This window comes from Billgrantia bachuensis, assembly GCF_011742165.1.
Lineage (GTDB): Bacteria > Pseudomonadota > Gammaproteobacteria > Pseudomonadales > Halomonadaceae > Halomonas > Halomonas bachuensis.
In genome coordinates this window covers 46,068-71,670 of record NZ_JAAQTO010000045.1, presented here as the reverse complement: position 1 = coordinate 71,670, position 25,603 = coordinate 46,068, and the positions used below count along the sequence as shown (strand labels likewise).

Sequence of the window (25,603 nt, the reverse complement as noted above, 5' to 3'; positions counted from 1 at the left end):
CGGGGAAATCATTGCGCGGCTAACCATCATGCTAGAAGCGATCCGGGCGCCCCGGCAGGTCCACGTCACCGAAGTGGGCCCGCGCGACGGCCTGCAGAACGAGAAGGTACTGCTCTCCACGGCGCACAAGGCCGAGCTGGTGCGTGCCCTGGTTGCGGCCGGGGTGCGCGAATTCGAGCTGACCTCCTTCGTCAGTCCGCGCGCGGTACCGGCGCTGGCCGATGCCGCGGAGCTAGTGGCCGAGCTCAGGGACATCGACCGGGTGCACTTCTCGGCGCTGGTGCCCAACCTGCGCGGGGCCGAGCGGGCCCTGGAGGCCGGCATCGACTCGGTGGTGCTGTTCGTCTCGGCTTCGGAAACCCACAACGCCAAGAACGTCAATGCCAGCGTCGATGAGTCGCTGGCGAGCTTCGAGCAGGTGGCCCGGCGCCTCGAGGGCAGCGGCATCGAGCTGCGCGGGGCCATCGCCACCTGCTTCGGTTGTCCCTTCGAGGGCGACGTCGACGTGGCCGCGGTAGGCCGCATCGCCCGCCACTTCGCCGACCTCGGCGCCCGCTACGTATCGCTGGGCGATACCACCGGCATGGCCACGCCGCCCCTGGTTGCGGAGCGGATCGCCCACCTTCGCGAGGTGGCGCCCGGCGTGTCGCCGACCCTGCACTTTCACAATACTCGCGGCATTGGCCTGGCCAACGTCATGCAGGGCCTCGCGCTTGGCGTCGATCGCTACGAGAGCTCGATTGGCGGGCTGGGGGGATGCCCCTTCGCGCCGAAGGCGACGGGCAACATCGCCAGCGAGGACCTGGTCTATCTGCTCGGCGAGATGGGCATCGAGACCGGCATCGACCTGGAGCGGATGATCGAGGCCGCGCAACTCGCCACCCGCCTGATGGGGCGCCCCCTGCCGGCCCAGGTCTCCAAGGCGGGGCCACGGCTGGCGCTCAGCGACTGCGCGGCGGTGCCCACGGCAAAAGGATGAACATGACGAATTCACCAGCCCAGGCGGCGGGAAGCCTGGAGGGCATTCGCGTGATCGACCTCACGCGGGTCATCTCGGGGCCGTTCTGCACCCAGATGCTGGGCGACCACGGCGCCGAGGTGATCAAGATCGAACCGCCGGAGCGCGGCGATATCGTGCGCTCCCAAGGCAACATCGTGAACGGTTTCAGCTGGTATTTCGCCCAGTTCAACCGCAACAAGCGCTCGTTGACGCTGGATCTGCGCAGCGAAGAGGGCAAGGTGCTCCTGGCCCGGCTGCTGGAAGAGGCCGACGTGCTGGTCGAGAATTTCCGCCCCGGCGTCATGGCCAAGATGGGCCTCGACGACGAGACCCTGCGCGAGCGCTATCCGCGCCTGGTCGTTGGGCGCATCAACGGCTTCGGCTCCACCGGGCCCTATCGCGACCGGCCCGCCTACGATTTCATCGCCCAGGCCATGAGCGGCTTCATGGGCGTCAACGGCCCCGCCGACGGCGAACCCATGCGCGCGGCACCACCCATCAGCGACATGGTGGCCAGCCAGAACCTGGCCTTCGGCATCTGCGCGGCGCTGGTACGACGCGAGCGCAGCGGGCAGGGCGATATCGTCGAGACCGCCCTGACCAACGGGTTGATCGGCATGATGGGCTACCTGGCGGCGGAGTTCTTCGCCACCGGCCAGGTGCCGGCGCGCACCGGCAACGACCATCCCATGCTCTATCCCTACGGCCTGTTCCGCACCAGCGACGGCGAGGTGGCCATCGCCCCCAGCAACGACATCATGGTCGAACGCTTCTTGCGCGCGCTCGACATGCTGCATCTGCTCGACGACGAGCGCTTCGCCGATAACCCCCATCGCATGCGCAATCGCGAAGCCCTGCGCGAGATACTGACGCGGGTCACCGAACAGCGCAGTGTCGACGAGTGGATCGCGCATCTCAACCGCGCCGGCGTGCCCTGTGGGCGCGTCCACGACCTGCGCGAGACCTTCGACGATCCCCAGGTACAGGCACAGCAGATGAAGATCGAGCTGGACCAGGGGAAGTTCGGCCGGATTCCCACGACCGGCTTCCCGGTCAAGATGAGCGAGGCCCCCGCGGCGGTTCACCGTGGCGTACCGGAACTCGGCGAGCATACCCGCGAGATTCTGCGCGAGCTGGGGGTCGAGGAAGCCGAGATCTCAGCCATGCAGGCACGCGGAGTTATATGAGCTAATCTGCAAGAGGCGCCGAGCCGAGGCTTCGGCGTGGCAATACCCACCGCAACACGGCACGACAGCAACACAACAACAAACGAGGGACACGACAATGCGCACCATCAAGCACGCTCGCCACGGTCTCGCCGCTTCGGCCCTGCTGGGGCTGGCCATCAGCTCACCGAGCCAGGCACTGCCCATCAGCGAATGCATCGCCCCGGCCGACCCCGGCGGCGGCTGGGACTTCACCTGCCGCTCGGTGGCCAAGCTGCTGCGCGAGCTGGAATTGACCGACGGCGCCGTGCAGGTCACCAACATGCCGGGTGGCGTCGGGGCCGTGGCGTTCTCCAACGTTGCCAGCAGTCGCGCCGACGATAGCGACCTGATCGTGGCGACCAGCACCGTGGGCATGACGCAGATCGCCCAGGGCCAATACCCCGGCGACGCCGATACCATGCGCTGGCTGGCCATGCTGGGCACCGATGTGGGCGTGATTCTGGTCGATGACGAGAGCCCCTACGAAACGCTTGAAGAACTGTTGAACGACATGATCGAGGACCCGGGTGCGGTGGCCATGGCCGGCTCCAGCGGCGCCGGAGGCTGGGATCACATCCGCGCGCTGCTGCTGGCCAAGGAGGCGGGCATGCCGGCCGATCAGATGGCCAGCGTGCGCTGGGTGCAGTTCGACGGCGGCGGACCGGCCGTGACCCAGATGATGGGGGGACACGTCGACATGGTTTCGACCGACCTCGGGGAGATCGCCGGTTTCATCGAGTCCGGCGACGTGCGGGTGCTGGCGGTACTGTCCGACGAGCCGCTGCCCGAGCCCTTCGCTGAGCTGCCCACCGCGGTGTCCCAGGGTTACGACGTGACCGGCTACAACTGGCGCGGCTTCTACACCGGCGGTGAGGTCTCCGACGAGGACTACGCAAGCATGGTCGAGACCCTCGAGACGCTCTACCAGAGCGACGAGTGGAAGGAGACCGCCCAGCAGAACGGCCTGGTACCGCTGTGGCGCGGTGGCGAGGAGTTCACCGACTACGTTTACGAGACCATCGACGAGGTCGAGTCCGTTTCGCGCGAGATCGGTGTCATCGAGTGAGTGAACCCGGGCTGAACACGGATCAGGTCTCGGGCGCTGTCGCCGATCGTATCGCCGGCGTCGTGCTGCTGCTGATGGCAGTGGGAGCGTGGTGGTATTCACACACCTTCCCCGCCGGCTTCGGCCAGGTCGTGGGGCCCGGCGCCTTTCCGCGTCTCGTCAGCGTGCCGATGGGCCTGTTCGCGGCCTATCTGGTGATACGCCCCGGCGTCAATCAGCGCTGGCCGCAGCGCGCCGCCCTGCTCAGGCAGGGGGCGGCGCTGCTGCTGCTCGGTATCTACGCCGGCGTTCTCAAGCCGCTGGGCTTCCTGCCCGCCAGTCTGGTCTGCGTGGTGCTGCTGATTCGTCTGTTCGGCGCGACCTGGAGGGCCTCGCTGGCCTGCGGCGCGCTGCTGACGGTCTCGCTCTATCTGCTGTTCGAATTCGCTCTCGGCATGCCGCTGCCCAACATGCCGGGCCTCGACTGGTAAGGCGTCTCGATGGATATATTGGCTTTTCTCGCCCAAGGCTTCGCCGTGGCGCTCGAACCCCAGCACCTGTTTCTGGCGCTGGTCGGCTGTGCCGTAGGCACGCTGATCGGGACGCTGCCGGGGCTCGGGCCGGTCAATGGGGTGGCGCTGATGATCCCGTTGACCTTCAACTTCGGCCTGACGCCGACCGCCGCGCTGATCCTGCTGGTCAGCATCTACTACGGCTGCATGTACGGTGGGCGGATCAGCTCGATCCTGCTCAACATTCCCGGTGACGAACCGGCGGTGATGACCACCCTCGACGGCTACCCCATGGCGCTCAAGGGGCGTGGCGGCGAGGCCCTGGGGCTCTCCGGCGTGGCCTCGTTCGTCGGTGCCACCGTGGCGACCATCGGCCTCACCCTGTTCGCCCCGCTGCTGGTAGGGTTCGCGATCCGCTTCGGGCCGGCCGAGTACTTCGCCCTGTTCGTGCTGGCCTTCGCCACCATCGGCGGGGTGACCAGCGGCAGCCTGGTGAAGAGCTTTCTCGCCGCCTGCCTGGGCCTGCTGCTGGGTACCGTGGGCATCGACTCGGTGAGCAGCGTACCGCGCTACACCTTCGGCTGGTACGAACTCTACGACGGCATCGACTTCATCGTCGCCCTGGTCGGATTGTTCGCGATCTCCGAGTGCCTGGTGTTTCTCGAAGATACCCGCGGCAGCAACAAGCCGACCCTCAAGGTGGGCTCGGCGATTCCAGGCATTCGCAGTGCCGGGAAATGCGCGCCGACCATCGGGCGCAGCTCGTTCATCGGTTTCGTCGCCGGCGTGCTGCCGGGCGCCGGCGCCGCGCTCGGCAGTTTCCTCTCCTATACCCTGGAGCGCCGCTGGCTGGGGCGTCGCGGCACGTTCGGCCAGGGCGATCCGCGCGGCGTAGCGGCACCCGAAGCGGGCAACAACGCGGCGGCCGGCGGTGCGCTGATCCCCATGCTGTCGCTGGGCATCCCCGGCAGCGGCACCACGGCGATTCTGCTGGCGCTGCTCTTGTCGATGAACATCACCCCTGGGCCGCTGCTGTTCGCGCAGCAGCCGGAAATGGTCTGGGGGCTGGTGGCAGCGCTGTTCATCGGCAACGTAATGCTGCTGATCCTCAACATCCCGTTAGTGGGGCTGTTCGCCAAGGTGCTGCAGGCGCCCGGCTGGTTCCTGATGCCGATGGTGGTGATGGTGGCCTTCGTCGGCGTCTATTCGCTCGGCAACAGCGCCTTCGACCTCTACATGATGCTGGCCTTCGGCGTGCTCGGCTATGTGCTGCGCAAGCTGGAGATGCCCGCCGTGCCGGTGGTGCTGGGCCTGCTGCTGGGCGGGCAGATGGAGTACAACCTGCGCCGCGCCATGTCGATCTCCGGAGGCGACTGGAGCATCCTGTGGAACAGCGGCATCACCATCGGTATCTACGCCTTCGCCATCACCCTGATCGTGGCCGGGCTGGTCTATAGCGGAATGGTTCGTCAGCGGGCCTAGGTAACATGTAACTAGGTGACATAAAAAAGTGCTATCCCATCGCGCCCCGCCATTTGGCGGGGCGCGATGCGTTTATCGTGACACTTCGATGGCAACGTTGTGTCAGTCGCGCTTCGTCATTCGCCAAGTCTTTGTTTTCCAAGCCGCCACATGCCGCCTTCCCACTCCGGGTCGGCCGCAGGGGCTGGGAAATGTCACCAAATCGTTATTGTCTAGACAACGCTTCTTAACCTTGGGCCGCGACACTGGCGCTATCCGATACAGGAGGCGTCTCCATGCCCAGCGTCACGATTGCCGTAAAGCGGCTCAGCAAGACCTTCGGCCAGACCCGCGTCCTCGAGAACGTCGGCTTCGACATCCATGCCGGCGAGATGGTGGCCCTGATCGGGCCGTCCGGCTCGGGCAAGTCCACCCTGTTGCGTCACTTGGTGGGGCTGACTACCGCCAACCGTAAGGCCGACAGCCACATCCGCGTGATGGGGCGCGACATCCAGCGAAGCGGTCGGCTGCTGCGTGGCTCGCGCACTCAGCGCTGCCGCTGCGGCTACATCTTCCAGCAGTTCAATCTCGTCGGCCGCCTCAGTGTGCTGACCAACGTGCTGGTCGGCCGGCTTGGCTCGATGCCGCGCTGGCGGGCGCTGCTCGGGCGTTTCACCGACGAGGAGCGCGCCCAGGCTCGCCAGGCCCTGGCCCGCGTCGGCCTTGCCGAACTCGCCGACCAACGCGCCAACACCCTCTCCGGCGGCCAGATGCAGCGCGTGGCGATCGCCCGTGTGCTGATGCAGGACGCCGACGTGATTTTCGCCGACGAGCCCATTGCCTCACTCGACCCGCGCAGTGCACGCGAAGTCATGGACATCCTCAAGCGCATCAATCTCGAGGATGGCCGTACCGTGCTCGTCTCGCTGCATCAGGTCGATTACGCCCGCCGCTACTGTTCGCGGGCCATCGCCCTCAAGCAGGGGCGCCTCTACTACGACGGCCGGACCGAGGGCCTCACCGAGGCACGGCTCCAGTCGCTCTACGAGAACGCCGGGTTCGACGAGCCGCGCCACTCGCCCGTTCCCGTCGCCGCCCGCGTCGCCCTGGGCGCCGCCAGCTGATCCATCGCCAACCGCCACCAAGAGGTTTCCGCCATGAGCCCCAATCTTCGCCGTCTCACCCTGCCGCTGATCGCCGGTCTCGGCCTGCTCGGCAGCCAGCTCGCCGCCGCCGAGGAGGAACTCGACACCCTGCGCTTCGGCATCATCTCCACCGAGGCCAGCCAGAACCAGGAGCCGCTGTGGCGCCCGTTCCTCGATGATATGGCCGAGAGCCTCGGCGTCGAGGTGGAGCCGTTCTTCGCCAACGACTACGCCGCGGTGATCCAGGCCATGCGCTTCGACAAGATCGATCTCGCCTGGTACGGCAACAAGTCGGCCATGGAGGCGGTGGACCGCGCCGGCGGCGAAATCTTCGCCCAGACCGTGCCCGAGAACGGCGAGCCGGGCTACTGGAGCCTGCTGATCGTGCACCAGGACAGCCCCTTGGAGAGCGTCGAAGACGTGCTGGCCAACGCCTCCGAGCTGACCTTCGGCAACGGCGACCCCAACTCCACCTCAGGCTTCCTGGTGCCGAGCTACTACGTCTTCGCCCAGAACGGCGTCGTGGCCACCGACATCTTCAAGCGCACCCTCAATTCCAACCACGAGACCAATGCGCTGTCGGTGGCCAACCGCCAGGTGGACGTCGCCACGTTCAATACCGAGAGCATGGAGCGCCTGGAAATGGCGCACCCCGACAAGGCTGAACAGCTCAAGGTGATCTGGCAGTCGCCGCTGATCCCGTCCGACCCGCTGGTGTGGCGTGAGGACCTGCCGGAGTCGATGAAGACCCGCCTGCGCGACTTCATTCTGAGCTACGGCGAGACCGCGGAGCAGCGCGAGAGGATCGCCCCGCTGCAGTGGGCACGCTTCGACGCCTCCGACAACGACCAGTTGCTGCCCATCCGTCAGCTCGAACTGTTCAAGCAGCGCGCCCAGCTCGCCGCCGATGACTCGCTCGACGATGCCGACAAACAGCGCCAGTTGGCCGAGCTCGACGCCCAGCTCGATGAGCTCGACGAGCGCCTCAAGGCCCGCGAGGCCGCCCAAGCCGAAGAGCGCGAGGGCGTGACCACCGCCATGGCCCAGTAAGCGGCCCCGTCCGCTACGGCAATCGAGTCCCGAGGGGCCGCGCTGGCCCCTCTCCGGAGAATCTTCATGACCTCTACGACGTCTATGCCCGTGGCCGCCCCGGCCAAGCGCAGCTGGGTCAACCTGCTCGGCTGGGCCGCCGCTCTGGGCATACTGGCCTGGGCCTGGCAGGGCACCGAGATGAACCCCGGCGCGCTGGTCGCCAACGCCGGCAACATGGCCGAACTCGCCGCCGACTTCTTCCCGCCGGCGTTCGGCAACCTGGAGCGCTACATCGACCAGATGCTGGTGACCATTCAGATCGCCATCTGGGGCACGCTGCTGGCGATCGTGTTCGCCATTCCCTGCAGCCTGCTCTCGTCCGAGAACCTAGTGCCGTGGTGGGTCTACCAGCCCATGCGCCGTCTGATGGATGCCTGCCGCGCCATCAACGAACTGGTCTTCGCCATGCTGTTCGTGGTGGCCGTGGGGCTCGGCCCCTTCGCTGGCACCCTGGCGCTGTTCGTCCATACCACCGGCGTGCTCGCCAAGCTGTTCTCCGAGGCCGTCGAGGCCAGCGAGGCCGGCCCCATGGAGGGCATTCGCGTCACCGGCGCCGGGCGCATCGAGGAGATCGTCTTCGGCCTGATCCCCCAGGTGCTGCCGCTATGGATCTCGGTGAGCCTCTATCGCTTCGAGTCGAACATTCGCTCGGCCACCGTGCTGGGCATGGTCGGCGGCGGCGGCATCGGCGTGGCGCTGTGGGAAACCATGCGGGGTTTCCGGTACGCCGAGACCGCCACGATCATGCTGGTGATCATTATCGCCGTCACCGTGCTGGACATGGCTTCCCAAACCGTACGCAAGCGCTTCATCTAGGGACAAAGACGGCCGCTCCCGCGGCCCTTGCCTGCGAAGCTCCGTTTTTTCGTTGGAGTGAACATGTCTAGACAAGTGACCGATACGCCGCCGGCCAGGGCACCTCGCTATCGCACGCTGGCCGATACGCTGGCTCGCGAGGTGCGCAGCGACTACGCCCCGGGCGAGCTGCTGCCGGCGGAGGCGGCCTTGGCCCGACGCTTTGGGGTCAATCGACACACCGTGCGGCGCGCGCTGGACGAGCTGGTGGCCGCGGGCATGGTGACCCGCCATCAGGGGCGCGGCACCCAGGTCGTCGACCGCCGTCTCGACTATGCCGTCAGCGCCGCCAGCAAGGTGACCCACAACCTCGCCGCGCTGGGGATCGCCACCCAGACCGAGTGTCTCGCCCAGCGCCTGTGCGAGCCGCCCGAAGCCCTCGCCCAGCGCTTCGGGCAACGCCCCGGCGAGCGCCTGCTGCGCGTCGACACCCTGCGGCACATCGACGGCGCGCCGGCCATGTTGCTGTGCCACTGGTTCGATCCCGCGCGGGTGCCCGGCTGGGAGCGGCGCTATCGCGGCGGTTCGACCCGGGCGCTGCTCGACCAGCACTACGGCCTGCGGCTCTTCCGCCGGCGCGTGCGCATCGAAGCCGGCAGTGCCACCCGCGGCGACACTCGCCATCTGCGCTGTCCGCTCGGTGCTCCGCTACTGCAGCTCGTAAGCGACAACGTCGATCGCGACGGCGCGCTGGTCGAGATATCGGTCAGCCGCGCCCGGGCCGACCGGCTCGCCTACCACATCGATTTCGACTCCGACGAGGTGTCCTCATGACTCACTTACCTGATCAGCGCAAGCCGCAGGCGCGACGCCAGCGGGTGCTGGCGCTGACGCCCCGCGACCAGCTCGAGGCCCGCTGGGCCACGCTCGGCATTCGTGCCGCGTATCGCTGCGTGCGTGGCCCCGAGACCGGCATGGCCATGCTGCGCGGTCGCATGGGCGGCACCGGCCGTGCCTTTCATCTCGGTGAGATGACCCTGACCCGAGCCAGCGTCGCCCTCGATGACGGCGCCGGGGACGACGCTTCACTGGGACATGGCTGGGTTCGCGGCCGCGACCGGCGCCACGCCGAGCTGATCGCCTTGGTCGATGCCTGTGCCCAACGCGAGACCTGGGCCCGGCGTATCGACGACGAGTTGATCGTCCCGCTCGAGGAAGCACTCGAGGCGCGCCGTGCCGAGGCCTCGCGCCTGGCGGCCGCCACCCGTGTCGATTTCTTCACCCTGGTGAGAGGGGAGTGACCCATGCTCTGGCCGACCCTGAACGACCCCGTCCATGACAGCCAGCGGCTGTTCCGCCAGCTTCTCTCGGCGATGAGCGAGCCCGGCACGCTGCATACGCTGGAGGTGTCGTCGCCGCCGGGCGACGACATCGGACCCGCGCTGTGGGGCGTCCTGCTGACCCTGTGTGATCTCGACACCCGGGTGTGGCTCGCCCCTGGGCTGGACACACCCGAGCTGTGCGAGGCGCTGGCCTTCCACACCGGTTGTCGCCTGAGCGACGACCCGGCGGAAGCCGATTTCGCCCTGGTCACGCCGGGCGTGCTGGCGGAGCCCATCGCCTTCGCCCTGGGCAGCGACGAATACCCCGATCGCAGCACCACGCTGCTGGTGGCGCTCGATACCCTCGAGCCTACCGGCGAGTGGCGCCTCACTGGGCCCGGCATCGCCTTGCGACGCCAGTTGGGCCTGGACGCGGCGGCCGCTCCCCTGATGGCGCGGCTCGCCGCCAACCGCGAGAGTTTCCCGTGCGGGCTCGACGCCATCCTCACCTGCGGTGCGCGACTCGCCGCGCTGCCGCGCAGCACCCGCATCGAGGAGGTCGCCTGATGTACGTTGCCGTGAAAGGAGGCGAGCGCGCCATCGCCAACGCCCATCGTCTGCTCGCCGACCGGCGCCGCGGTAACCGCGAACAAGCCGAACTCGGGGTCGACCAGATACAAGGACAGCTGCGCCTGGCCGTCGACCGCGTCATGGCCGAGGCGTCGCTCTACGATCCCGAACTCGCCGCGCTTGCCATCAAGCAGGCCAGCGGCGACATGATCGAGGCGGCCTTTCTGCTGCGCGCCTACCGCACCACGCTGCCGCGCCTGGCAGTGAGCGAGCCGCTGGACACCGGCGCCATGCGCATCGAGCGTCGCATCAGCGCCACCTACAAGGACATACCCGGTGGTCAGGTGCTGGGGCCGACCTACGACTACACCCACCGCCTGCTCGACTTCCTGCTGCTCGCCGGGGGCGAGACGCCGGCGGTGGAGGCCAGCGAGCCGCCGCTGGCGCCGTGCCCGCAGATCCTGGAGCTGCTCGACGCCGAGGGGCTGATCGAGCGCGAGCGCGACGACGGCAGCGAGCCGGCCGACATCACCCGCGACCCGCCCGACTATCCCGTCGACCGCGCCGCGCGCCTGCAGATGCTGGCGCGCGGCGACGAGGGCTACCTGCTGGCGCTGGGCTACTCCACCCAGCGCGGCTACGGGCGCAATCACCCCTTCGCCGGTGAGATCCGCCTGGGCCAGGTGGAGGTGGAGATCTTCGTCGAGGAGTGGGGCGAGGCGGTGTGCGTCGGCGAGATCGCGCTGAGCGAGTGCCAGATGATCAACCAGTTCGGCGGCTCCCGTGAGGCCGCGCCGCAATTCACCCGCGGCTACGGGCTGGCCTTCGGCCACAACGAGCGCAAGACCCTGGCCATGGCGCTGGTCGATCGCGCGTTGCGTGCCGAGGAGCTCGGCGAAGAGGTCCAGGGCCCCGCCCAGCAAGCCGAATTCGTGCTGGCGCATGCCGACAACGTCGAGGCCTCGGGCTTCGTCTCGCACCTCAAGCTGCCGCATTACGTCGACTTCCAATCCGAGCTCGAACTGCTGCGCCGCCTGCGGCGAGAGCACGAGGCGCGCAGGCAGGGGGCGTGCCAGGAGGCCGGCTCGCCGACATCGACGACCGACGAGCGCGCCGCCGCGCCAGGAGACCCAGCATGAATGGCTACAACTTCGCCTACCTGGACGAGCAGACCAAGCGCATGATCCGCCGTGCGCTGCTCAAGGCGGTGGCCATCCCCGGCTACCAGGTGCCCTTCGGCGGCCGCGAGATGCCCATGCCCTACGGCTGGGGCACCGGCGGCATGCAGCTCACCGCCAGCATTCTCGGTGTCGACGACGTGCTCAAGGTGATCGACCAGGGCGCCGACGACACCACCAACGCGGTCAGCATCCGCGCCTTCTTCGAGCGCGTGGCGGGGGTCGAGACCACCACCGTGACCCCGGCCGCGAGCGTCATCCAGACCCGCCATCGCATCCCCGAGACGCCGCTCGAGCCGGGCCAGATCCTGGTCTTCCAGGTGCCGATCCCCGAGCCGCTGCGCTTCATCGAACCCAGTGAGCAGGAAACCCGGCTGATGCATGCCCTAGAGGAGTACGGGGTGATGCACGTGAAGCTGTACGAGGACATCGCCCGCCATGGCCATATCGCCACCACCTACGCCTACCCGGTGAAGGTCGACGGGCGCTACGTGATGGATCCCTCGCCGATCCCCAAGTTCGACAACCCCAAGCTCGACATGAGCCCGGCGCTGCTGCTGTTCGGCGCCGGGCGCGAGAAGCGGCTCTACGCTATCCCGCCCTACACCCATGTCGAGAGTCTCGACTTCGAGGATCACCCCTTCGAGATCCAGCGCTGGGACGAGCGCTGCGCGCTGTGCGCAAGCGACCGGAGCTTCCTCGACGAGGTGATCACCGACGATGCCGGCGGGCGCATGTTCGTCTGCTCGGATACCGACTACTGCCTGACACGCCGGGGAGAGCTGTCATGAAACGTCCCGACCCTTCCGCACCTGCCCTGGCCAGGCCCGAGCTGGACCGCCCCGTGCTGCTCGACGTGCAGGACATCACGCGACTCTACGGCCCCGGCAAGGGCTGCGAGGCGATCGACTTCCGCCTGCATGCCGGCGAGGTGCTGGGGATCGTCGGCGAGTCAGGATCCGGCAAGTCGACGCTGCTGCGCGTGCTCGCCGGGCTGGAGGCGCCGGATGCCGGCCGGGTGGTCTATCACCGGCCGGGCGATGCCAGCGAGACCGACCTCTACGCCATCGGCGAGGCGCGGCGCCGCGCGCTGCTGCGTCTGGAGTGGGGCCTGGTGCACCAGAACCCGCGCGACGGGCTGCGCATGGGTGTCTCGGCCGGAGCCAACGTCGGCGAGCGCTTGATGGCGCTGGGCCAGCGCCACTACGGCCAGCTGCGCGCTGCCGGCCAGGACTGGATGACGCAGGTGGAACTCGACCCGGCACGCATCGACGACGCGCCGCGCACCTTCTCGGGCGGCATGCAGCAGCGCCTGCAGATCGCCCGCACCCTGGTCACCCGGCCGCGGCTGGTGTTCATGGACGAGCCCACCGGCGGGCTCGACGTCTCGGTGCAGGCGCGTCTGCTCGACATGCTGCGCACCCTGGTACGCCAGCTCGGGCTCTCGGTGGTGCTGGTCACCCACGACCTGGCCGTGGCCCGCCTGCTCGCCCACCGCCTGCTGGTGATGCGCCGCGGCCGGGTGGTGGAAGCCGGCCTCACCGACCAGATCCTCGACGACCCGCAGCACGCCTACACGCAGCTGCTGGTGTCGTCGGTGCTGACCCCATGACCGAGGAGACGACCATGACCCCGATTCTCACCGTCGAGCACCTCGGCAAGGGCTTCGTGCTGCACGGCCAGGGCGGGCTCGCGCTCTCGGTGATGCGCGACCTCTCGCTTGAACTCCACCCGGGCGAGTGCCTGGTACTGGCCGGCCCCAGCGGCATCGGCAAGAGCACGCTGCTCAAGATTCTCTACGGCAACTACCTGGCCGGCGAGGGGCGCATCCGCCTTCACTTCGGCGACGGGCCGCTCTCCCTCACCGAGCTGCCGGCCCACGCCTGGCACGCCCTGCGCCGCGACGTGATCGGCTACGTCAGCCAGTTCCTGCGCGTGGTGCCGCGGGTCTCGGCCCGCGAGGTAGTGATGGAGCCGCTACTGGCGCGCGGCGCCGATGCGGCCGAGGCCCGGGTGCGGGCCGAGACGCTGCTGGCGCGCCTCAACCTGCCCGAGCGGCTCTGGTCGCTGCCCCCCGGCACCTTCTCGGGTGGCGAGCAGCAGCGCGTCAACATCGCCCGCGGCTTCATCGGCGAGCATCCGCTGCTGCTGCTCGACGAGCCCACCGCTTCGCTTGACGCCGCCAACCGCGCGGTGGTGGTCGAACTGATCCATGAGGCCAAGGCACGCGGTACCGCCATGCTCGGCATCTTCCACGACGAGGACGTGCGCGAGCGGGTGGCCGACCGCCTGCTGCCGCTGGAATCGTTCATGGCGCCGTCCCTCGCCCCTGCCGCTCAACCGTCGACTTCCCGAGGCCTTCCCCATGCGTGAACAAATCCTCAGCAACGCCCAGCTAGTGCTCGATGACGAGGTTATCCGCGGTAGCCTGGTGATCCGCGACGGTTCGATCGCCGCGCTCGACACCGCCCCCAGCCGCCACCCCGCGGCGATCGACTGCAACGGCGACTACCTGCTGCCCGGGCTGGTCGAGCTGCACACCGACAACATGGAGAAGTACTTCCAGCCGCGCCCCAAGGTGGCCTGGCCGGCGCGCCAGGCGGCGCTGGCTCACGATGCCCAGATGGCGGCGAGCGGCATCACCACGGTGTTCGACGCCGTGGCCATCGGCGACGTCAACAAGGAGAGCATGCGCCACCAGGCGCTCGCCGAGATGTGTCGGGCGATCGACGATATCGTCGATAGCGGGCTGGCGCGGGTCGATCACCGCCTGCACCTGCGCTGCGAGGTCAGCCAGGCCGAGACGCTCGCGCGCTTCCGCGAGCTCGCCGACCTGCCGCGATTGGGCCTGGTGTCGCTGATGGACCATACCCCCGGGCAGCGTCAGTTCGTTTCGTTCGAGGCCTACAGCACCTACTACCAGGGCAAGTACGGCCTGAGCGACGAGGAACTCTCGGTGTTCGTCGAGCGCCAGGTCGCCAGCAGCGCCCGCTACAGCGCCGAGCACCGGCGCGCCATTGCCGCGGAGTGTCACGCGCGCGGGCTGGCGCTGGCCAGTCACGACGACGCCACCCTCGAGCATGTCGCCGAGAGCCACGAATACGGCACGCGGGTGGCCGAGTTTCCCACCACGCGGGAGGCCGCCGAGGCCTCGCACCGGGCCGGCATGGCGGTGATGATGGGGGCGCCCAACGTGGTGCGCGGAGGCTCGCACTCTGGCAACATCGCCGCCGCCGAGCTGGTCGCACAGGGCGTGCTGGACGTGCTCTCCTCGGACTATTACCCGGCGGCGCTGCTCGACGCCGTGTTTCGCATCGCGCGGATGGAGCACGGCTACGCGCTGCCGCGGGCCGTGGCCACGGCCACGCGGCTGCCCGCCGAGGCGGTGGGGCTCGCCGACCGCGGCCGTCTCGCTCCCGGGCTGCGCGCCGATCTGATCCGGGTGCGGCTGTGCGACGACCATCCGCTGGTCGAGCGGGTATGGTCCGCCGGGCGGCAGGTACACTGATGGGCGCGCTGGCCGAGGCGACGGCTGGGCGGCTCGTCTACGTGATGGGCCCCAGTGGGGTGGGCAAGGACAGCTTGCTCGATGCCGCGCGCCGACGACATCCCGAATGGCTGGTGGCGCATCGCTACATCACCCGGCCGAGCAGCGCGAGCGAGGATAGCGTGAGCCTGAGCTGCGCGGAGTTCGCCTGGCGCCGTCAGGCGGGACTGTTCTGCCTCGACTGGCAGGCCCATGGGCTCGACTACGCGCTGGGGCTCGAGGTGCGTGCCTGGCTCGAGCGCGGCGCCACGGTGCTGGTCAACGGCAGTCGGCGTGCCCTGCCGCTGGCCGAGGCGCGCTTCCCCCGACAGCTGCGTCCGGTGATGGTGACGGCGCGGCCGGAGGTGCTGCGCGAGCGGCTCCAGCAGCGGGGGCGGGAAAGCCGCGAGCAGATCGCGGCCCGGCTCGAGCGGCATCGCCAGCTCGAGCGAGCCTGCCCCGGCGTGCACCGCCTGGATAACAGTGGGGCGCTCGAGACCACACTGGTGGCGCTCGAGGCGTGGCTGGCCGAGGAGTGTGTTTCGTGAGGCTGCGCTTCGTGGGCACCGGCGACAGCGCCCAGGTACCGCGCTTCGGCTGCGACTGCCCGGCCTGCCAGCGTGCGCGAGTGCTGAGCTGTCATCGGCGTGGGCCCTGCTGTGCCGAGGTGCGGGTGGACGGGCAGCGCTACCTGCTCGACGCGGGTCGCATGGACCTGGCCGAAAGCTGCGAGCGTGAACGCCCCGCGGCAATTCTGCTGACGCACTACCACGTCGACCATGTGCAGGGCCTGTTTCACCTGCGCTGGGGCACCGGCGAGCCGATTCCTGTGTACGGCCCCAAGGATCCGCAGGGCTGCGCCGATCTCTACCAGCATGCCGGCGTACTCGCCTTCCAGCCGGGGCTCAAGCCGTTCCGCCCGCTGCACCTCGCGGGCATGGAGGCGATCCCGGTACCGCTCAACCACAGCAAGCCGACGCTGGGCTACTGTCTCGACGACGGCGGTTCGCGGCTGGCCTACCTCACCGACACCTGCGGGCTGCCACCCGAGACCGAGCGCTTCCTGCGCCGCTGGCGGCCCGATGCGGTGGTGCTCGATGCCACGCATCCGGCCAGCCACACCGAGCCTCGTAACCACAACACGCTGCCGATGGCGCTGGATATCGTCGAGCGGCTGGCACCGCAACGGGCCTGGCTGACCCACCTGAGCCATGCCGTCGATGCCGAGGTCATGGTCGCGCCGCCGGTACTGCCGCCTCACGTGGCGCTGGCGCGGGATGGTGACGAGCACACGCTGTGCGCGCTGCACGAGCGCATTGCCTAGACTGATCGGCACACTCTTCAGTGCCGTGAGGTCCCGTGCTCGATATCGATACGCCCGAGCTGCTGTCGCGCAACGCCTTGCAGCAGCTGCTCGATCGCCTGGCGACGGATGCGCCGCGCTGCTTCGGCGAGGGCAAGGTCGCCAGCTATATTCCAGCCCTCGCCGAGGTCGAGCCCGATCAGTTCGGCATCGCCGTGTGCCATGCCGACGGCAGCGTGCAGTGTGCCGGCGACGCGACGACACGCTTTTCGGTCCAGTCGATCTCCAAGGCCCATGCGCTGGTGCTGGCCATGCGCAAGCTGTCGCCTGGGGAGATCTGGCAGCGCGTGGGGCGCGAGCCGTCGGGGCAGGCCTTCAACTCGATCGTTCAGCTCGAGGTGGAGAATGGCGTGCCGCGCAACCCCTTCATCAATGCCGGTGCGTTGATGGTCACCGACATGTTGGTTTCGCAGCTGTTCATGCCGCAGCAGACGATCCGTGAGCATGTCAGGCGGCTCTCGGCCACGCCGAGCGTCGACTTCGACGAGCGCGTGGCGCGTTCGGAAATGGATCACAAGGCGCACAACGCGGCGCTCGCCTATTTGATGCAGGCCTACGGCAACATTCGCAACGACGTCGAGGTGGTGCTCGACGCTTACTTCCACAGCTGTTCGCTGGCGATGAACTGCGTCGAGTTGGCCAGGAGCTTCGCCTTCCTGGCCAATCACGGGGTCAGCCCGTTCGACGGCCAGGCGGTGCTCTCTCCGGTACAGACCCGCCAGATGAACGCGCTGCTGCTGACCTGCGGGCTCTACGACGCGGCGGGCGACTTCGCCTGGCGGGTCGGCCTGCCGGGCAAGAGCGGGGTGGGGGGCGGCATCGTTGCCATCCTGCCGCGGCGCATGAGCATCTGCGTCTGGTCGCCGCGGCTCGACAGCTACGGTAACTCCATCGCCGGCCGCCATGCGCTGGAAGGGCTGGTCGAAGGGCTGAACGTCACGCCGCTGGGCTAGCCGAAGCAGCCCTGGATAAGGTCCGTTACCCAGCCGCTCAATTCCCTTACCTGCTGTCTCAGGCGGCTGAACTATGGTGGTGAGAGAGCCTTCGTTCGGACAACAGGGAGAGAGTCCATGAAAGCGCTGTGTTGGCACGGCAAGAACGATATCCGCTATGAGACGGTTCCCGACCCCCATATCGAGCATTCACGCGACGCCATCGTCAATGTGAGTAGCTGCGCTATCTGCGGTTCCGACCTGCATCTCTATCATCATTTCATTCCCGGCATGGAGTCCGGCGACGTGGTGGGCCATGAGTTCATGGGCGAAGTCATGGAGGTCGGGGGCGATACCCGCGACCTCAAGGTCGGCGACCGGGTCGTGGTGCCCTTCACCATCACCTGCGGCGAATGCGACCAGTGCCGGCGCGGCAACTACTCCGTATGCGAGCGCTCCAACCGCAACAAGGCGCTGGCGGACAAGGTCTTCGGCCACGGCGGGGCGGGGCTGTTCGGCTATTCGCATCTCACCGGCGGCTATGCCGGCGGCCAGGCGGAGTACGTGCGCGTGCCTTTCGCCGATCAGACGCACATCAAGGTGCCGGACAGCCTGACCGACGAGCAGGTGCTGTTCCTCGGCGATATCTTTCCTACCGGCTGGCAGGCCGCCGTGGCCTGCGAGATCGAGCCCACCGACACCGTGGCGATCTGGGGGGCGGGACCGGTCGGCCAGTTCTGTGTGCGCAGCGCTGTGCTGCTGGGCGCCGAACAGGTCGTGGTGATCGATAACGTACCCGAGCGCTTGGCCATGGCGGAGGCCGGCGGAGCGATCACCATCAACTTCGACGAGGAGAGCGTGCTCGCCCGCCTGCAGGAACTGACCCACGGCAAGGGGCCGGAGAAGTGCATCGATGCGGTGGGTCTGGAGTCTCACGTGCCGCGTTCGATCGATTCGGTCTACGACCGGGTCAAGCAGGCCATGATGCTGGAGAGCGACCGGGCCCACGTGCTGCGCGAGATGATCTACGTCTGCCGCCCGGCCGGCATCCTGTCGATCCCCGGCGTCTACGGCGGCCTGGTCGACAAGGTACCCATGGGGCCGCTGATGAATAAGGGGCTAACGGTGCGTACCGGCCAGACTCACGTCAAACGCTGGACCGACGACCTGCTGCGCTTGATCGATGAGGGTCAGATCGACCCTTCCTTCGTGGTGACGCATACCGCTGGACTGGAACAGGGCCCGGACATGTACAACACCTTTCGCGACAAGCAGGACGGCTGTGTGAAGGTGGTGCTCAAGCCGTGAGCGAAACGAGCCGGACAGGCGCATAAACGACAAGGAGGTGAACATGAATCTAGATCGTAGCCGTTCATTGCAACCCAGCGACAGGCTGGCGCGCGGACTGGGTTGGCTGGGCATCGGCCTGGGACTCTACCAGCTGTTGGCGCCGCGCAGCGTGACCCGAGCGCTGGGTGTCGAGGGTGCGGAAGCCGTCGTGCGCAGCTGTGGGGCGCGCGGGGTTGCCACCGGCATTGGTGCGCTGACCGTCAACCCCAAGCCTGCACTCTGGGCGCGCAGCGCCGGCGACGCTCTGGACCTGGCGGCGCTGCTGGTCTTGCTCGCCGATCGCGACCATCCCAAGCGCGGCAGCGTCAAGCTGGCCTTGCTGGCAGTGGGGGCGAGTACAGCGGCGAGCCTGTATTGCGCTCAGGCCCAGACCCGGCGCCATTCCTACCAGAGTGGGCGCACGCCCGATTACAGCGGGCGCAGCGGTTTTCCCCAAGGTGTGAAACGCGCCCGCGGTGCCGCGGCGGGCGGCGGCCTGTCCACGCGACCTGCCGCGCTGCCTTCTCCGGCCCGCTCGCCGGGTCCGAGGACGCCGGCCTCGACGTCGCGCCCCACCAGTACGGGCTACGTTCGCGGCAGCGACTACGACTACTGAGCGTCACGCAGCCTGCCCGAGCCATACCGCAAGGCTGGCCAGGTCGTCGCCAAGCCAACGGCAAAGCGAGAGGGCCGAACCTTCGGGTTCGGCCCTCCTGCATTCTTGTCACCGCGAGAGAGCGGCAGCTCAGCCGCCGCCGATCCCTTCGACGACGTAACCGGAACCTCCGCACTCGGGGCAGGTGCGGTTCTCGATTCGTCCGTCGCCCTTGCACTTGGGGCATACGTTCTGCCCGGTGCCGGGAGTCCCCGGGGGCGCCTCGTCGCCAGGCTGCTCGGGCCGGGTTGCATCGGGTTTGCCTGCCATGTTCTGCCTCCTTGCCGACTACGTGGCCTCACTGAAAGAGAAGAGTGCTCTGACAAGTTAGGCAACCCCGGAGGCTGGCGGCAAGCGAGACGGTTTCGACGACCATGGTCATGCCACCCCTGGCAGTGCCAGAATGGAGCCTTCAGGAGGAAGTCCCATGACGCAGATGCACTGGCCGCAGTTGCTCGACCCCTCACGGCTGCACGGAAAACCCACCAGCGGCCGTGACGAAATCGGCCGTAGCCCGTTTCACAAGGATCACGATCGCATCGTCTTTTCCGGCTCGTTCCGTCGCCTGGGGCGCAAGACGCAAGTTCATCCGCTGACCGACAACGACCACATCCATACGCGCCTGACTCACTCGCTGGAGGTGGGCTGCGTGGGCCGCAGCCTGGGCATGATCGTGGGGGAACTGCTGCGCGAGCGGCTGCCGAACTGGATCACCCCGGCCGACCTCGGCGTGATCGTACAGGCCGCCTGCCTGGGCCACGACATCGGCAACCCGCCTTTCGGCCATGCCGGCGAGTATGCCATTCGCGACTGGTTCAAGCGTGCCGAGGCCGACGGTAGTGGATTGCTCGAGGGGCTGACCGAGCGCGAGCGCGCCGACCTGTTGACCTACGAGGGCAACGCCCAGGGATTTCGCATCGTCACCCAGATCGAATACAACCAGTTCCGCGGCGGCATGCGTCTGACCGCGGCGACTCTGGGTACCTTGCTGAAATATCCCTGGACCGTGGAGCACGGTGGCGGGGCCGGCAAGTTCGGCTGCTACCAGTCGGAGCGATCGCTGCTGGAGGACGTGACGCGCTGCCTGGGGCTGCTGCCGCGCGGCGAGGGGCGCTGGTGCCGACATCCGCTGGCCTGGTTGGTCGAGGCGGCCGACGACATCTGCTATGCGCTGCTGGATCTCGAGGACGGCTTGGAAATGGGCATCCTGCGCTTCGAGGAGGTCGCCGACGTGCTGCTGCAGATCGCTGGCGACGCGCCGTCCGATTATTCGCGCATGGCCCGCGATGGCGTCTCGCAGCGGCGCCGTATTGCCGCCCTGCGGGGCGCGGCCATGGAGCGGGCGGTCAACGACGTGGGGGCGGTGTTCGTCGAGCACGAGACGGCACTGCTCAACGGTACCCTGACCTCCGACCTGCTCGAGCTCTGCCATCCCGACCTGGGCTGGGGCGTGGCGGCGGCCAAGCAGCTCGCCCGCGAGCGCATCTTCCAGAACGAGCGCAAGGCCAAGCTGGAAATCGGCGCCTACACCACCCTCGGCATCCTGCTCGAGGCCTTTATCGGCGCCGCCCACGAGCTGCACTACACCGGCCAGGCAAGTTTCAAGCATCAGCGGGTACTGGCGTTGATCGGCGAGAATACGCCGCGCCCCTCCTGGCCGCTGTACGACAGCTATCGGCGTATGCTCGACTTCATCGGCGGCATGACCGACCACTACGCGGTGGACCTGGCCCAGGAGATGGGCGGTCGCCTCAGGGGGGACTGAGCGGATGAGGCACTGGCAGCGAGGGCTCTGTGCCGGGCTGGCACTCTTGCTGCTGGCTTCGGCGGCTCCGGCAGATACGGCCATGGAGCCGTTGCATGCGGAAAACTTCGAGCACTACACCCTGGCCTTGACCTGGCATCCCGGTTTCTGCAGCACTCGCAGCCGGCCACCGCGGGAGTGTCGCGAGCCGTCGCAGCAAGCGCAAACCGCACGCGGTTTCGTGCTGCACGGCCTGTGGCCTTCGCTGCCGCGGCGCTTCGCCGAGCAGGGTATCGACCGCCGACGCTGGTGGCAGGAAGGATGTTTTCTGGAAGAGCCGCGCGCAGACGGCGGCTTCTGTCGTGCCCATCCGCCTTTCGACCTGGACGAAGCCTTGGCCGACAGCCTGGACGAGGCCATGCCGGGGCGGGCCAGTTGCCTCGACCGCTACCAGTACGCCAAGCATGCAGCCTGCCTGGGGCTACCCGAAGAGGACTACTTTGCCACCTCGGTTACGCTGGTGGAGATTGTCAACGAGAGTGCCTTCGGCGCCTTCGTGGCGCTCAATCAGGGCGGAGAAGTGAATCGCAACGATCTGATCGCGGCGTTCGAGGCGGCTTTCGGCGAAGGCTCCGGCCGTGCGCTGCGCCTGGAATGCCACGGTCGCGGCAACCGTATCCTGACCGAAGTGCGCATCGGTATCGCCGCCGATCGTCTGGCCGACTTCCCGGCACGCGATAGCCTGGTAGCCCAGGGGCGGGGGCGCTGCGCCACTCGGCTGCGTATCGCCGTTTTCGACTAAATCCTATGGCGAAGCGCTTCGGCAGAGCAGGCGACTAGATCGAGGGCTCGTTCAGTGTCGGGTTTTCGTCCAGCTCCGCGGACCGCTCGATCAGGGCCGCGATCACCTTGTCGTGCAGTGCGTCGTCCAACGGGCCGAGGTGGCGTTCACTGAGCTGGTGGGACAGCTCTTCGCCACTGACCACCATCAGGCCATCGGGGGTGCCGGCGCAGGCAATGTCCCACCCCGGCAAGGCGAGTACTCCCTGCACCGGTACCGGCTGGCCACAGCGCTGTTCGAGCCATGAGGCCAGCCAGCGCGAGGCGCGCAGGGCCTTGACCAGCGGGCGGTGTTCGCTCCAGCCGGGAAAGCGCAGCCGCTCCGGTTCGACCGTGACCAGGTTGATCTCGCGTCCGTCCGCGGTGAACGGCCGTGTCCGGGCGCGTGTCTCAACCACGAACACACCGTGAGGGGTCACGGCCACGTGATCGATGATGTCGCTGTCAGTCGGCACATCGTGGAACACGTAGTAGGGATGCGCCTCGGGATGCACCAGGCGCTCCAGTTCCTGGCCTACGGCCAGCTCGCAAGCCAGCCCCAGCTTGATGCGCCGGATATGCTGAAAGTCGCGAATCAGCAAAAAGCAGTAGACCAAGACCAACACGGTGCTCAGTGCGCCGTAGAGCGCCCATTCGAGCCAGTTCTGCTGATTGGCGAAGAGCATGCGACCCATGCCGTATACGAGTGGCGCCAAGGTCACGATGGGGCCCAGGGCGCCGTTGAGGAACAACGTGGCGAAGGCGCGGTCGAGCCGGTCGCGCAGGGCCTGGCCGGGCTCGCGCAACTGACGAGCATTGAAAGGCGAGCGAACCCGGGCATCATGCAGGTTGCGCAAGGCGATGACGATGACGGCCATGGCCCCGAGGGGGAACAGGAAGATGAGAGGCAGCAAGTATTCCAGCCAGGCCATCGAGGGTTCGTCCCTGCCGGTGAGAGTCACATAAGCATTACATTCTAGACAACCTGAGGTACGCAGGGCCATGTTCAGTACTAACATTGTCCGAAAACTGTCTTTTCAGACTATGCCTAGGGCAACGCGCTGCATCATGACGGATAGACGATGAACGATACACGACAGCCCGCCGTGACAGAAGCCATCGAACGCCTGCGCGAGTTCATGGTCCAGCATACGCGACTGACCGTACTCACCGGCGCCGGGGTCAGCACCGACAGCGGCATCCCCGACTATCGCGACGACACGGGGGCCTGGAAGTGCGCCCCGCCCATGCAGCACCGCCAGTTCATGACCAGTCATGCCGCGCGGCAACGCTACTGGGCCCGCGCGCTGGTAGGATTTCGCACGCTGCATCGAGCACGCCCGGGTGACGCCCACCGGGCCCTGGCCCGGCTGGAGGAAGCCGGGGGCGTCCGCGGCCTCATTACCCAGAACGTCGATGGGTTGCACCAGAAGGCCGGTTCGCGGTGTGTGATCGACCTGCATGGCCGCGCCGAGCAAGTGCGCTGCATGAGCTGTGGCGCCCTGCGCATGCGCCATGACCTGCATGCTGAGCTGGCCGAGCGCAATCCCTTCTGGCTGAAGATCGAAGCCGAGGTGCGCCCCGATGGCGATGCCGATATCGAGACGGGCTTCGCCGACTTCGAGGTGCCAAGCTGCCGCCGTTGCGGCCAGGGAATCTGGAAGCCCGACGTGGTGTTCTTCGGAGACAGCGTGCCGTCCGAGCGGGTGGCGCGGGCGCGGGCCATGGTCGATGAGGCCGAGGCCCTGCTGGTAGTGGGTTCGTCGCTAATGGTCTATTCCGGCTATCGTTTCGTGCGCCAGGCCCATGCCAGCGGCAAGCCGATCGCCTGCCTCAACCTGGGGCGCACCCGCGCCGATGCGCTCTACTCGCTCAAGCTCGAGGCACCGATAGGAAAGGTTCTCGCGGCGGCAGTCGCCACAGCTACGGGCGAGGGTCGAGCGGCAAGCTGACCGGCCCTGCTCCAGGATCCGGCATGGCTACCGGCTCGGAGGTCACATGGGTCAGGCTGCCTTGCTGACGCAGCTCGGCCGACAGCCGCAGCGAGTGGGCCGCGTCGAGCGTGCGACGATCGAAGCGTAGCGTGACCGGCCAGGGTCCGCTTCCGCTTGGGCTGGAGCGGGTTTCCGCCAAGGTTCCTCCGGCATCCCGCAGTTGCACTCGCAGTTCGGCATCCCCGGTAGCCTCGAGCCCGGCTGGTGGCTCGACGTGAGCCTCGAGTTCGGCAAAGTCGGGGGCGCCGGCACAGCCAGCCAATGCCAACAGGACCCCGATACCGAGAAGCCACCGGCCTGCGGCGGTTTGCGTTGCATTACGTGATAAAGACATGCCGTTCCCTCGTTCAGCCGCCTGCCAGCTTGACGGTATAGCCCAGGCGCTCGAGCTCGGCCTTGAGCAGTTCGCGGTGGTCACCCTGGATCTCGATGACTCCGTCCTGTACCGAGCCTCCGGTACCGCAACGCTTCTTGAGCGCCTTGGCCAGTGCCTTGAGCTCCTTACTGGCCAAGGGTACGCCGCTGACGGTGGTCACGCCCTTGCCCTTGCGGCCACTCGTTTCGCGTCGAATGCGCACGATACCGTCGAGCGTGGCAAGGCGCTCCTGCTCGGCCAACTCGGTGCAGCGGCAGTCGTCCTGTGGTTGTCGGCAGTTGGGGCAGATGTCGCCATGTTCGGTGGAATAGACCAGGCCGCGCAGCTGGTCCTGCAATGAAGCCATGGAAGCTCCTGGCGTGGCTCGCAAATGGGTTGCCGTGATGATAACGCCCGGCGGAGCTCGTGCATATGCTACGGGGTCACTGCGCAGCTGCAGCGATGAGGCGATAGGAAGGTAGGCAGAAGGGCTCAGCGGGCGTGGGCGACCTGGCGGTTATCCAGGGCCCTGGCGTGCGCCAGATTCTCGATGACCGTAGGCAGCTGGTACATGCTGCTGATCATGATCGCCCCTTCCGGCGTTTCCTCTGCATCGGGATAGCGGTTCAGGTGGATAACCGTCATGCCTGCATCGAGCGCGGCCTTGACCCCCACCAAGGCATCGTCGATGGCAATGCAGTCTTCGGCATCGAAGCCCATCAGGTTGGCGGCGTGCAGGTAGAGGCGGGGATCGGGCTTCCAGCACTTGGCGGTATAGCCACTGTAGAGATGCGTGCCGAAGAAATCGGAGAAACCGATGGCCTTCAAGGAGGTGACGATCTTGTTCTCCGGCCCATTGGAAACCACGCCGCACGGGTAGTTGGCCAGTGCCAGGAGGGCTTCGCGGGCTCCCGTGATCGCCGACAGTTCGGTCTCGAGCCGACGGTTCAGGTTGCTGCGCATCTCGGTTTCGGTTTCGGCAAGGTGCAGTGGGTCGACGCTGCCGTAGCGGTCCTCGAGAACCGCCACGATATTACGAAAGCGGCTACCGCGGAATTCACCGACGTAGTCACTGGCCTGGAAGGGTAGCCCCAGCCGGGTCAGGCTGGCGGCCATTTCGGCGGCCAGCAGAGGCTCGCTGTCTACCAGCGTGCCATCACAATCGAAAAGTAGGCATAGGGGGCGAATCATACCAATTTTTCCTTCGCAGTCCTGTGACTGTCGAGCACCGTTACTTCTAGTATCGGCATGCGGGCCGTGAAGTTTAGGCTGCCGCACGTTTGCGAACGCTGTTTCCTAAGTATTGCCCTTAAGCGCACCGTGTTCAAGTCTCTGAGCCATATCTCGTTGCGTCTCCAGCTAAGCCGAAAAGGGAGCTTCGAAAAGCTGGGTGAACCTGCCTAGAACAGACCCATGTGCCAGATGTCACCACCCCCAGGCCCTTTCTTGGCAACGCTTTGCCATACCCTGCTTTTCTTGACCTGTTGGCCCAACTGCTGCACTACTCAGTGTGAGTACGACATGTCGGTCGAGACGGAGCATCAGATGGATTCGCTAT

Annotated in this window: 29 protein-coding genes; 24 read left to right on the top strand and 5 right to left on the bottom strand. The window is 67.3% G+C overall.

The genetic code is table 11. The features are described 5' to 3' along the window. Nucleotides 1–28 precede the first annotated feature (28 nt). The 21 genes from HBJ55_RS16230 to HBJ55_RS16130 all read left to right on the top strand — a co-directional run bounded on the left by HBJ55_RS16230 (nucleotide 29) and on the right by HBJ55_RS16130 (nucleotide 19,094). On the top strand, nucleotides 29–979 hold the full coding sequence (locus tag HBJ55_RS16230) for a hydroxymethylglutaryl-CoA lyase (RefSeq protein ID WP_167117262.1): 951 nt from the start codon (nucleotides 29–31) through the stop codon (nucleotides 977–979). 2 nt (nucleotides 980–981) lie between these two features. Then, entirely contained in the window at nucleotides 982–2,187 is a 1,206-nt protein-coding gene (locus HBJ55_RS16225) for a CaiB/BaiF CoA transferase family protein (protein ID WP_167117259.1), read from the top strand. A gap of 97 nt (nucleotides 2,188–2,284) precedes the next feature. Continuing rightward, complete coding sequence (locus HBJ55_RS16220; RefSeq protein WP_167117256.1) at nucleotides 2,285–3,274, top strand: Bug family tripartite tricarboxylate transporter substrate binding protein; 990 nt, start codon at nucleotides 2,285–2,287, stop codon at nucleotides 3,272–3,274. Then, nucleotides 3,271–3,744 carry a tripartite tricarboxylate transporter TctB family protein gene (locus tag HBJ55_RS16215; RefSeq protein ID WP_167117253.1) on the top strand — a complete coding sequence of 158 codons (474 nt, stop codon included), beginning with the start codon at nucleotides 3,271–3,273 and terminating at the stop codon, nucleotides 3,742–3,744. Before HBJ55_RS16220 ends, HBJ55_RS16215 begins: the two co-directional genes overlap by 4 nt. A 9-nt stretch (nucleotides 3,745–3,753) precedes the next feature. Further along, nucleotides 3,754–5,247, top strand: a complete 1,494-nt coding sequence (locus HBJ55_RS16210) for a tripartite tricarboxylate transporter permease (RefSeq protein WP_167117250.1) — start codon at nucleotides 3,754–3,756, stop codon at nucleotides 5,245–5,247. 275 nt (nucleotides 5,248–5,522) lie between these two features. Beyond that, nucleotides 5,523–6,350 (top strand): phosphonate ABC transporter ATP-binding protein, encoded by an 828-nt coding sequence (phnC, locus tag HBJ55_RS16205; protein WP_167117247.1) that lies wholly within the window; start codon nucleotides 5,523–5,525, stop codon nucleotides 6,348–6,350. Nucleotides 6,351–6,383: 33 nt separating this feature from the next. Beyond that, nucleotides 6,384–7,421 carry a phosphonate ABC transporter substrate-binding protein gene (gene phnD, locus HBJ55_RS16200; RefSeq protein WP_167117244.1) on the top strand — a complete coding sequence of 346 codons (1,038 nt, stop codon included), beginning with the start codon at nucleotides 6,384–6,386 and terminating at the stop codon, nucleotides 7,419–7,421. A gap of 66 nt (nucleotides 7,422–7,487) precedes the next feature. Continuing rightward, nucleotides 7,488–8,279, top strand: a complete 792-nt coding sequence (gene phnE, locus HBJ55_RS16195; RefSeq protein ID WP_167117241.1) for a phosphonate ABC transporter, permease protein PhnE — start codon at nucleotides 7,488–7,490, stop codon at nucleotides 8,277–8,279. Between the two features lie 63 nt (nucleotides 8,280–8,342). After that, nucleotides 8,343–9,092 carry a phosphonate metabolism transcriptional regulator PhnF gene (gene phnF / locus HBJ55_RS16190; RefSeq protein ID WP_167117238.1) on the top strand — a complete coding sequence of 250 codons (750 nt, stop codon included), beginning with the start codon at nucleotides 8,343–8,345 and terminating at the stop codon, nucleotides 9,090–9,092. Then, nucleotides 9,089–9,559, top strand: a complete 471-nt coding sequence (gene phnG, locus HBJ55_RS16185; RefSeq protein WP_167117235.1) for a phosphonate C-P lyase system protein PhnG — start codon at nucleotides 9,089–9,091, stop codon at nucleotides 9,557–9,559. Before phnF ends, phnG begins: the two co-directional genes overlap by 4 nt. Nucleotides 9,560–9,562: 3 nt before the next feature. Then, nucleotides 9,563–10,147 carry a phosphonate C-P lyase system protein PhnH gene (phnH, locus tag HBJ55_RS16180; RefSeq protein WP_167117232.1) on the top strand — a complete coding sequence of 195 codons (585 nt, stop codon included), beginning with the start codon at nucleotides 9,563–9,565 and terminating at the stop codon, nucleotides 10,145–10,147. Next, a complete protein-coding gene (locus tag HBJ55_RS16175; protein ID WP_167117230.1) occupies nucleotides 10,147–11,289 on the top strand; it encodes a carbon-phosphorus lyase complex subunit in 1,143 nt (380 codons plus the stop codon). The genes phnH and HBJ55_RS16175 overlap by 1 nt, the downstream gene beginning before the upstream one ends. After that, nucleotides 11,286–12,119 carry an alpha-D-ribose 1-methylphosphonate 5-phosphate C-P-lyase PhnJ gene (locus HBJ55_RS16170; RefSeq protein ID WP_167117227.1) on the top strand — a complete coding sequence of 278 codons (834 nt, stop codon included), beginning with the start codon at nucleotides 11,286–11,288 and terminating at the stop codon, nucleotides 12,117–12,119. The genes HBJ55_RS16175 and HBJ55_RS16170 overlap by 4 nt, the downstream gene beginning before the upstream one ends. Then, on the top strand, nucleotides 12,116–12,940 hold the full coding sequence (phnK, locus tag HBJ55_RS16165; protein ID WP_167117224.1) for a phosphonate C-P lyase system protein PhnK: 825 nt from the start codon (nucleotides 12,116–12,118) through the stop codon (nucleotides 12,938–12,940). The genes HBJ55_RS16170 and phnK overlap by 4 nt, the downstream gene beginning before the upstream one ends. A gap of 14 nt (nucleotides 12,941–12,954) precedes the next feature. Then, complete coding sequence (gene phnL / locus HBJ55_RS16160) at nucleotides 12,955–13,701, top strand: phosphonate C-P lyase system protein PhnL (protein ID WP_167117221.1); 747 nt, start codon at nucleotides 12,955–12,957, stop codon at nucleotides 13,699–13,701. Further along, complete coding sequence (locus HBJ55_RS16155; protein WP_167117218.1) at nucleotides 13,694–14,836, top strand: alpha-D-ribose 1-methylphosphonate 5-triphosphate diphosphatase; 1,143 nt, start codon at nucleotides 13,694–13,696, stop codon at nucleotides 14,834–14,836. Before phnL ends, HBJ55_RS16155 begins: the two co-directional genes overlap by 8 nt. Beyond that, nucleotides 14,836–15,402: a phosphonate metabolism protein/1,5-bisphosphokinase (PRPP-forming) PhnN gene (gene phnN / locus HBJ55_RS16150; protein WP_167117215.1), complete on the top strand. Its 567-nt coding sequence runs from the start codon at nucleotides 14,836–14,838 to the stop codon at nucleotides 15,400–15,402. Before HBJ55_RS16155 ends, phnN begins: the two co-directional genes overlap by 1 nt. After that, nucleotides 15,399–16,178, top strand: coding sequence for a phosphonate metabolism protein PhnP (gene phnP, locus HBJ55_RS16145; protein ID WP_167117212.1), 780 nt, complete (start codon nucleotides 15,399–15,401; stop codon nucleotides 16,176–16,178). The genes phnN and phnP overlap by 4 nt, the downstream gene beginning before the upstream one ends. Before the next feature lie 35 nt (nucleotides 16,179–16,213). Beyond that, complete coding sequence (gene glsB / locus HBJ55_RS16140; RefSeq protein WP_338072037.1) at nucleotides 16,214–17,170, top strand: glutaminase B; 957 nt, start codon at nucleotides 16,214–16,216, stop codon at nucleotides 17,168–17,170. Between the two features lie 117 nt (nucleotides 17,171–17,287). Then, complete coding sequence (locus HBJ55_RS16135; protein ID WP_167117210.1) at nucleotides 17,288–18,457, top strand: zinc-dependent alcohol dehydrogenase; 1,170 nt, start codon at nucleotides 17,288–17,290, stop codon at nucleotides 18,455–18,457. A gap of 43 nt (nucleotides 18,458–18,500) precedes the next feature. After that, on the top strand, nucleotides 18,501–19,094 hold the full coding sequence (locus HBJ55_RS16130) for a hypothetical protein (RefSeq protein ID WP_167117206.1): 594 nt from the start codon (nucleotides 18,501–18,503) through the stop codon (nucleotides 19,092–19,094). Between the two features lie 129 nt (nucleotides 19,095–19,223). Here the strand turns inward: HBJ55_RS16130 and HBJ55_RS16125 are convergent, their stop codons facing one another. Then, the gene (locus HBJ55_RS16125) at nucleotides 19,224–19,403 is read right to left on the bottom strand and encodes a hypothetical protein (protein WP_167117203.1); all 180 of its coding nucleotides are present in this window, start codon (nucleotides 19,401–19,403) and stop codon (nucleotides 19,224–19,226) included. Between the two features lie 157 nt (nucleotides 19,404–19,560). Here HBJ55_RS16125 and HBJ55_RS16120 point away from each other — a divergent pair, with 157 nt between their 5' ends. Together HBJ55_RS16120 and HBJ55_RS16115 are read left to right on the top strand one after the other, a co-directional pair. Then, nucleotides 19,561–20,898, top strand: coding sequence for a deoxyguanosinetriphosphate triphosphohydrolase (locus HBJ55_RS16120; protein ID WP_167117200.1), 1,338 nt, complete (start codon nucleotides 19,561–19,563; stop codon nucleotides 20,896–20,898). A gap of 4 nt (nucleotides 20,899–20,902) precedes the next feature. After that, a complete protein-coding gene (locus tag HBJ55_RS16115; protein ID WP_167117197.1) occupies nucleotides 20,903–21,679 on the top strand; it encodes a ribonuclease T2 family protein in 777 nt (258 codons plus the stop codon). A gap of 34 nt (nucleotides 21,680–21,713) precedes the next feature. On the opposite strand, the gene HBJ55_RS16110 is transcribed toward HBJ55_RS16115, so the two are convergent. Further along, nucleotides 21,714–22,628: a nuclease-related domain-containing protein gene (locus HBJ55_RS16110; protein WP_167117194.1), complete on the bottom strand. Its 915-nt coding sequence runs from the start codon at nucleotides 22,626–22,628 to the stop codon at nucleotides 21,714–21,716. Between the two features lie 150 nt (nucleotides 22,629–22,778). Between HBJ55_RS16110 and HBJ55_RS16105 the strand changes: the two genes are divergently transcribed. Continuing rightward, on the top strand, nucleotides 22,779–23,648 hold the full coding sequence (locus tag HBJ55_RS16105; RefSeq protein WP_167117191.1) for an NAD-dependent protein deacetylase: 870 nt from the start codon (nucleotides 22,779–22,781) through the stop codon (nucleotides 23,646–23,648). Here the strand turns inward: HBJ55_RS16105 and HBJ55_RS16100 are convergent. From HBJ55_RS16100 to HBJ55_RS16090, 3 genes are all read right to left on the bottom strand, one after another. Then, on the bottom strand, nucleotides 23,620–24,024 hold the full coding sequence (locus HBJ55_RS16100) for a YbaY family lipoprotein (protein WP_167117188.1): 405 nt from the start codon (nucleotides 24,022–24,024) through the stop codon (nucleotides 23,620–23,622). The two genes, HBJ55_RS16105 and HBJ55_RS16100, sit on opposite strands and share 29 nt — an antisense overlap. 13 nt (nucleotides 24,025–24,037) lie before the next feature. Beyond that, entirely contained in the window at nucleotides 24,038–24,412 is a 375-nt protein-coding gene (locus tag HBJ55_RS16095; RefSeq protein WP_167117185.1) for a translation initiation factor Sui1, read from the bottom strand. 125 nt (nucleotides 24,413–24,537) lie between these two features. Beyond that, a complete protein-coding gene (locus tag HBJ55_RS16090) occupies nucleotides 24,538–25,236 on the bottom strand; it encodes an HAD family hydrolase (protein ID WP_167117182.1) in 699 nt (232 codons plus the stop codon). Between the last annotated feature and the right edge of the window lie 367 nt (nucleotides 25,237–25,603).

Coding starts and splice junctions, on each gene's coding strand:
- phnF (WP_167117238.1), top strand. CDS start 8,343: ATGTCTAGACAAGTGACCGATACGCCGCCGGCCAGGGCACCTCGCTAT.
- HBJ55_RS16115 (WP_167117197.1), top strand. CDS start 20,903: ATGAGGCACTGGCAGCGAGGGCTCTGTGCCGGGCTGGCACTCTTGCTG.
- HBJ55_RS16210 (WP_167117250.1), top strand. CDS start 3,754: ATGGATATATTGGCTTTTCTCGCCCAAGGCTTCGCCGTGGCGCTCGAA.
- phnN (WP_167117215.1), top strand. CDS start 14,836: ATGGGCGCGCTGGCCGAGGCGACGGCTGGGCGGCTCGTCTACGTGATG.
- HBJ55_RS16105 (WP_167117191.1), top strand. CDS start 22,779: ATGAACGATACACGACAGCCCGCCGTGACAGAAGCCATCGAACGCCTG.
- phnG (WP_167117235.1), top strand. CDS start 9,089: ATGACTCACTTACCTGATCAGCGCAAGCCGCAGGCGCGACGCCAGCGG.
- phnC (WP_167117247.1), top strand. CDS start 5,523: ATGCCCAGCGTCACGATTGCCGTAAAGCGGCTCAGCAAGACCTTCGGC.
- HBJ55_RS16225 (WP_167117259.1), top strand. CDS start 982: ATGACGAATTCACCAGCCCAGGCGGCGGGAAGCCTGGAGGGCATTCGC.
- HBJ55_RS16135 (WP_167117210.1), top strand. CDS start 17,288: ATGAAAGCGCTGTGTTGGCACGGCAAGAACGATATCCGCTATGAGACG.
- HBJ55_RS16090 (WP_167117182.1), bottom strand. CDS start 25,236: ATGATTCGCCCCCTATGCCTACTTTTCGATTGTGATGGCACGCTGGTA.
- phnD (WP_167117244.1), top strand. CDS start 6,384: ATGAGCCCCAATCTTCGCCGTCTCACCCTGCCGCTGATCGCCGGTCTC.
- HBJ55_RS16170 (WP_167117227.1), top strand. CDS start 11,286: ATGAATGGCTACAACTTCGCCTACCTGGACGAGCAGACCAAGCGCATG.
- HBJ55_RS16125 (WP_167117203.1), bottom strand. CDS start 19,403: ATGGCAGGCAAACCCGATGCAACCCGGCCCGAGCAGCCTGGCGACGAG.
- HBJ55_RS16100 (WP_167117188.1), bottom strand. CDS start 24,024: ATGTCTTTATCACGTAATGCAACGCAAACCGCCGCAGGCCGGTGGCTT.
- HBJ55_RS16130 (WP_167117206.1), top strand. CDS start 18,501: ATGAATCTAGATCGTAGCCGTTCATTGCAACCCAGCGACAGGCTGGCG.
- HBJ55_RS16095 (WP_167117185.1), bottom strand. CDS start 24,412: ATGGCTTCATTGCAGGACCAGCTGCGCGGCCTGGTCTATTCCACCGAA.
- HBJ55_RS16230 (WP_167117262.1), top strand. CDS start 29: ATGCTAGAAGCGATCCGGGCGCCCCGGCAGGTCCACGTCACCGAAGTG.
- phnK (WP_167117224.1), top strand. CDS start 12,116: ATGAAACGTCCCGACCCTTCCGCACCTGCCCTGGCCAGGCCCGAGCTG.
- phnL (WP_167117221.1), top strand. CDS start 12,955: ATGACCCCGATTCTCACCGTCGAGCACCTCGGCAAGGGCTTCGTGCTG.
- HBJ55_RS16175 (WP_167117230.1), top strand. CDS start 10,147: ATGTACGTTGCCGTGAAAGGAGGCGAGCGCGCCATCGCCAACGCCCAT.
- HBJ55_RS16110 (WP_167117194.1), bottom strand. CDS start 22,628: ATGGCCTGGCTGGAATACTTGCTGCCTCTCATCTTCCTGTTCCCCCTC.
- phnH (WP_167117232.1), top strand. CDS start 9,563: ATGCTCTGGCCGACCCTGAACGACCCCGTCCATGACAGCCAGCGGCTG.
- HBJ55_RS16155 (WP_167117218.1), top strand. CDS start 13,694: ATGCGTGAACAAATCCTCAGCAACGCCCAGCTAGTGCTCGATGACGAG.
- phnE (WP_167117241.1), top strand. CDS start 7,488: ATGACCTCTACGACGTCTATGCCCGTGGCCGCCCCGGCCAAGCGCAGC.
- HBJ55_RS16120 (WP_167117200.1), top strand. CDS start 19,561: ATGACGCAGATGCACTGGCCGCAGTTGCTCGACCCCTCACGGCTGCAC.
- HBJ55_RS16220 (WP_167117256.1), top strand. CDS start 2,285: ATGCGCACCATCAAGCACGCTCGCCACGGTCTCGCCGCTTCGGCCCTG.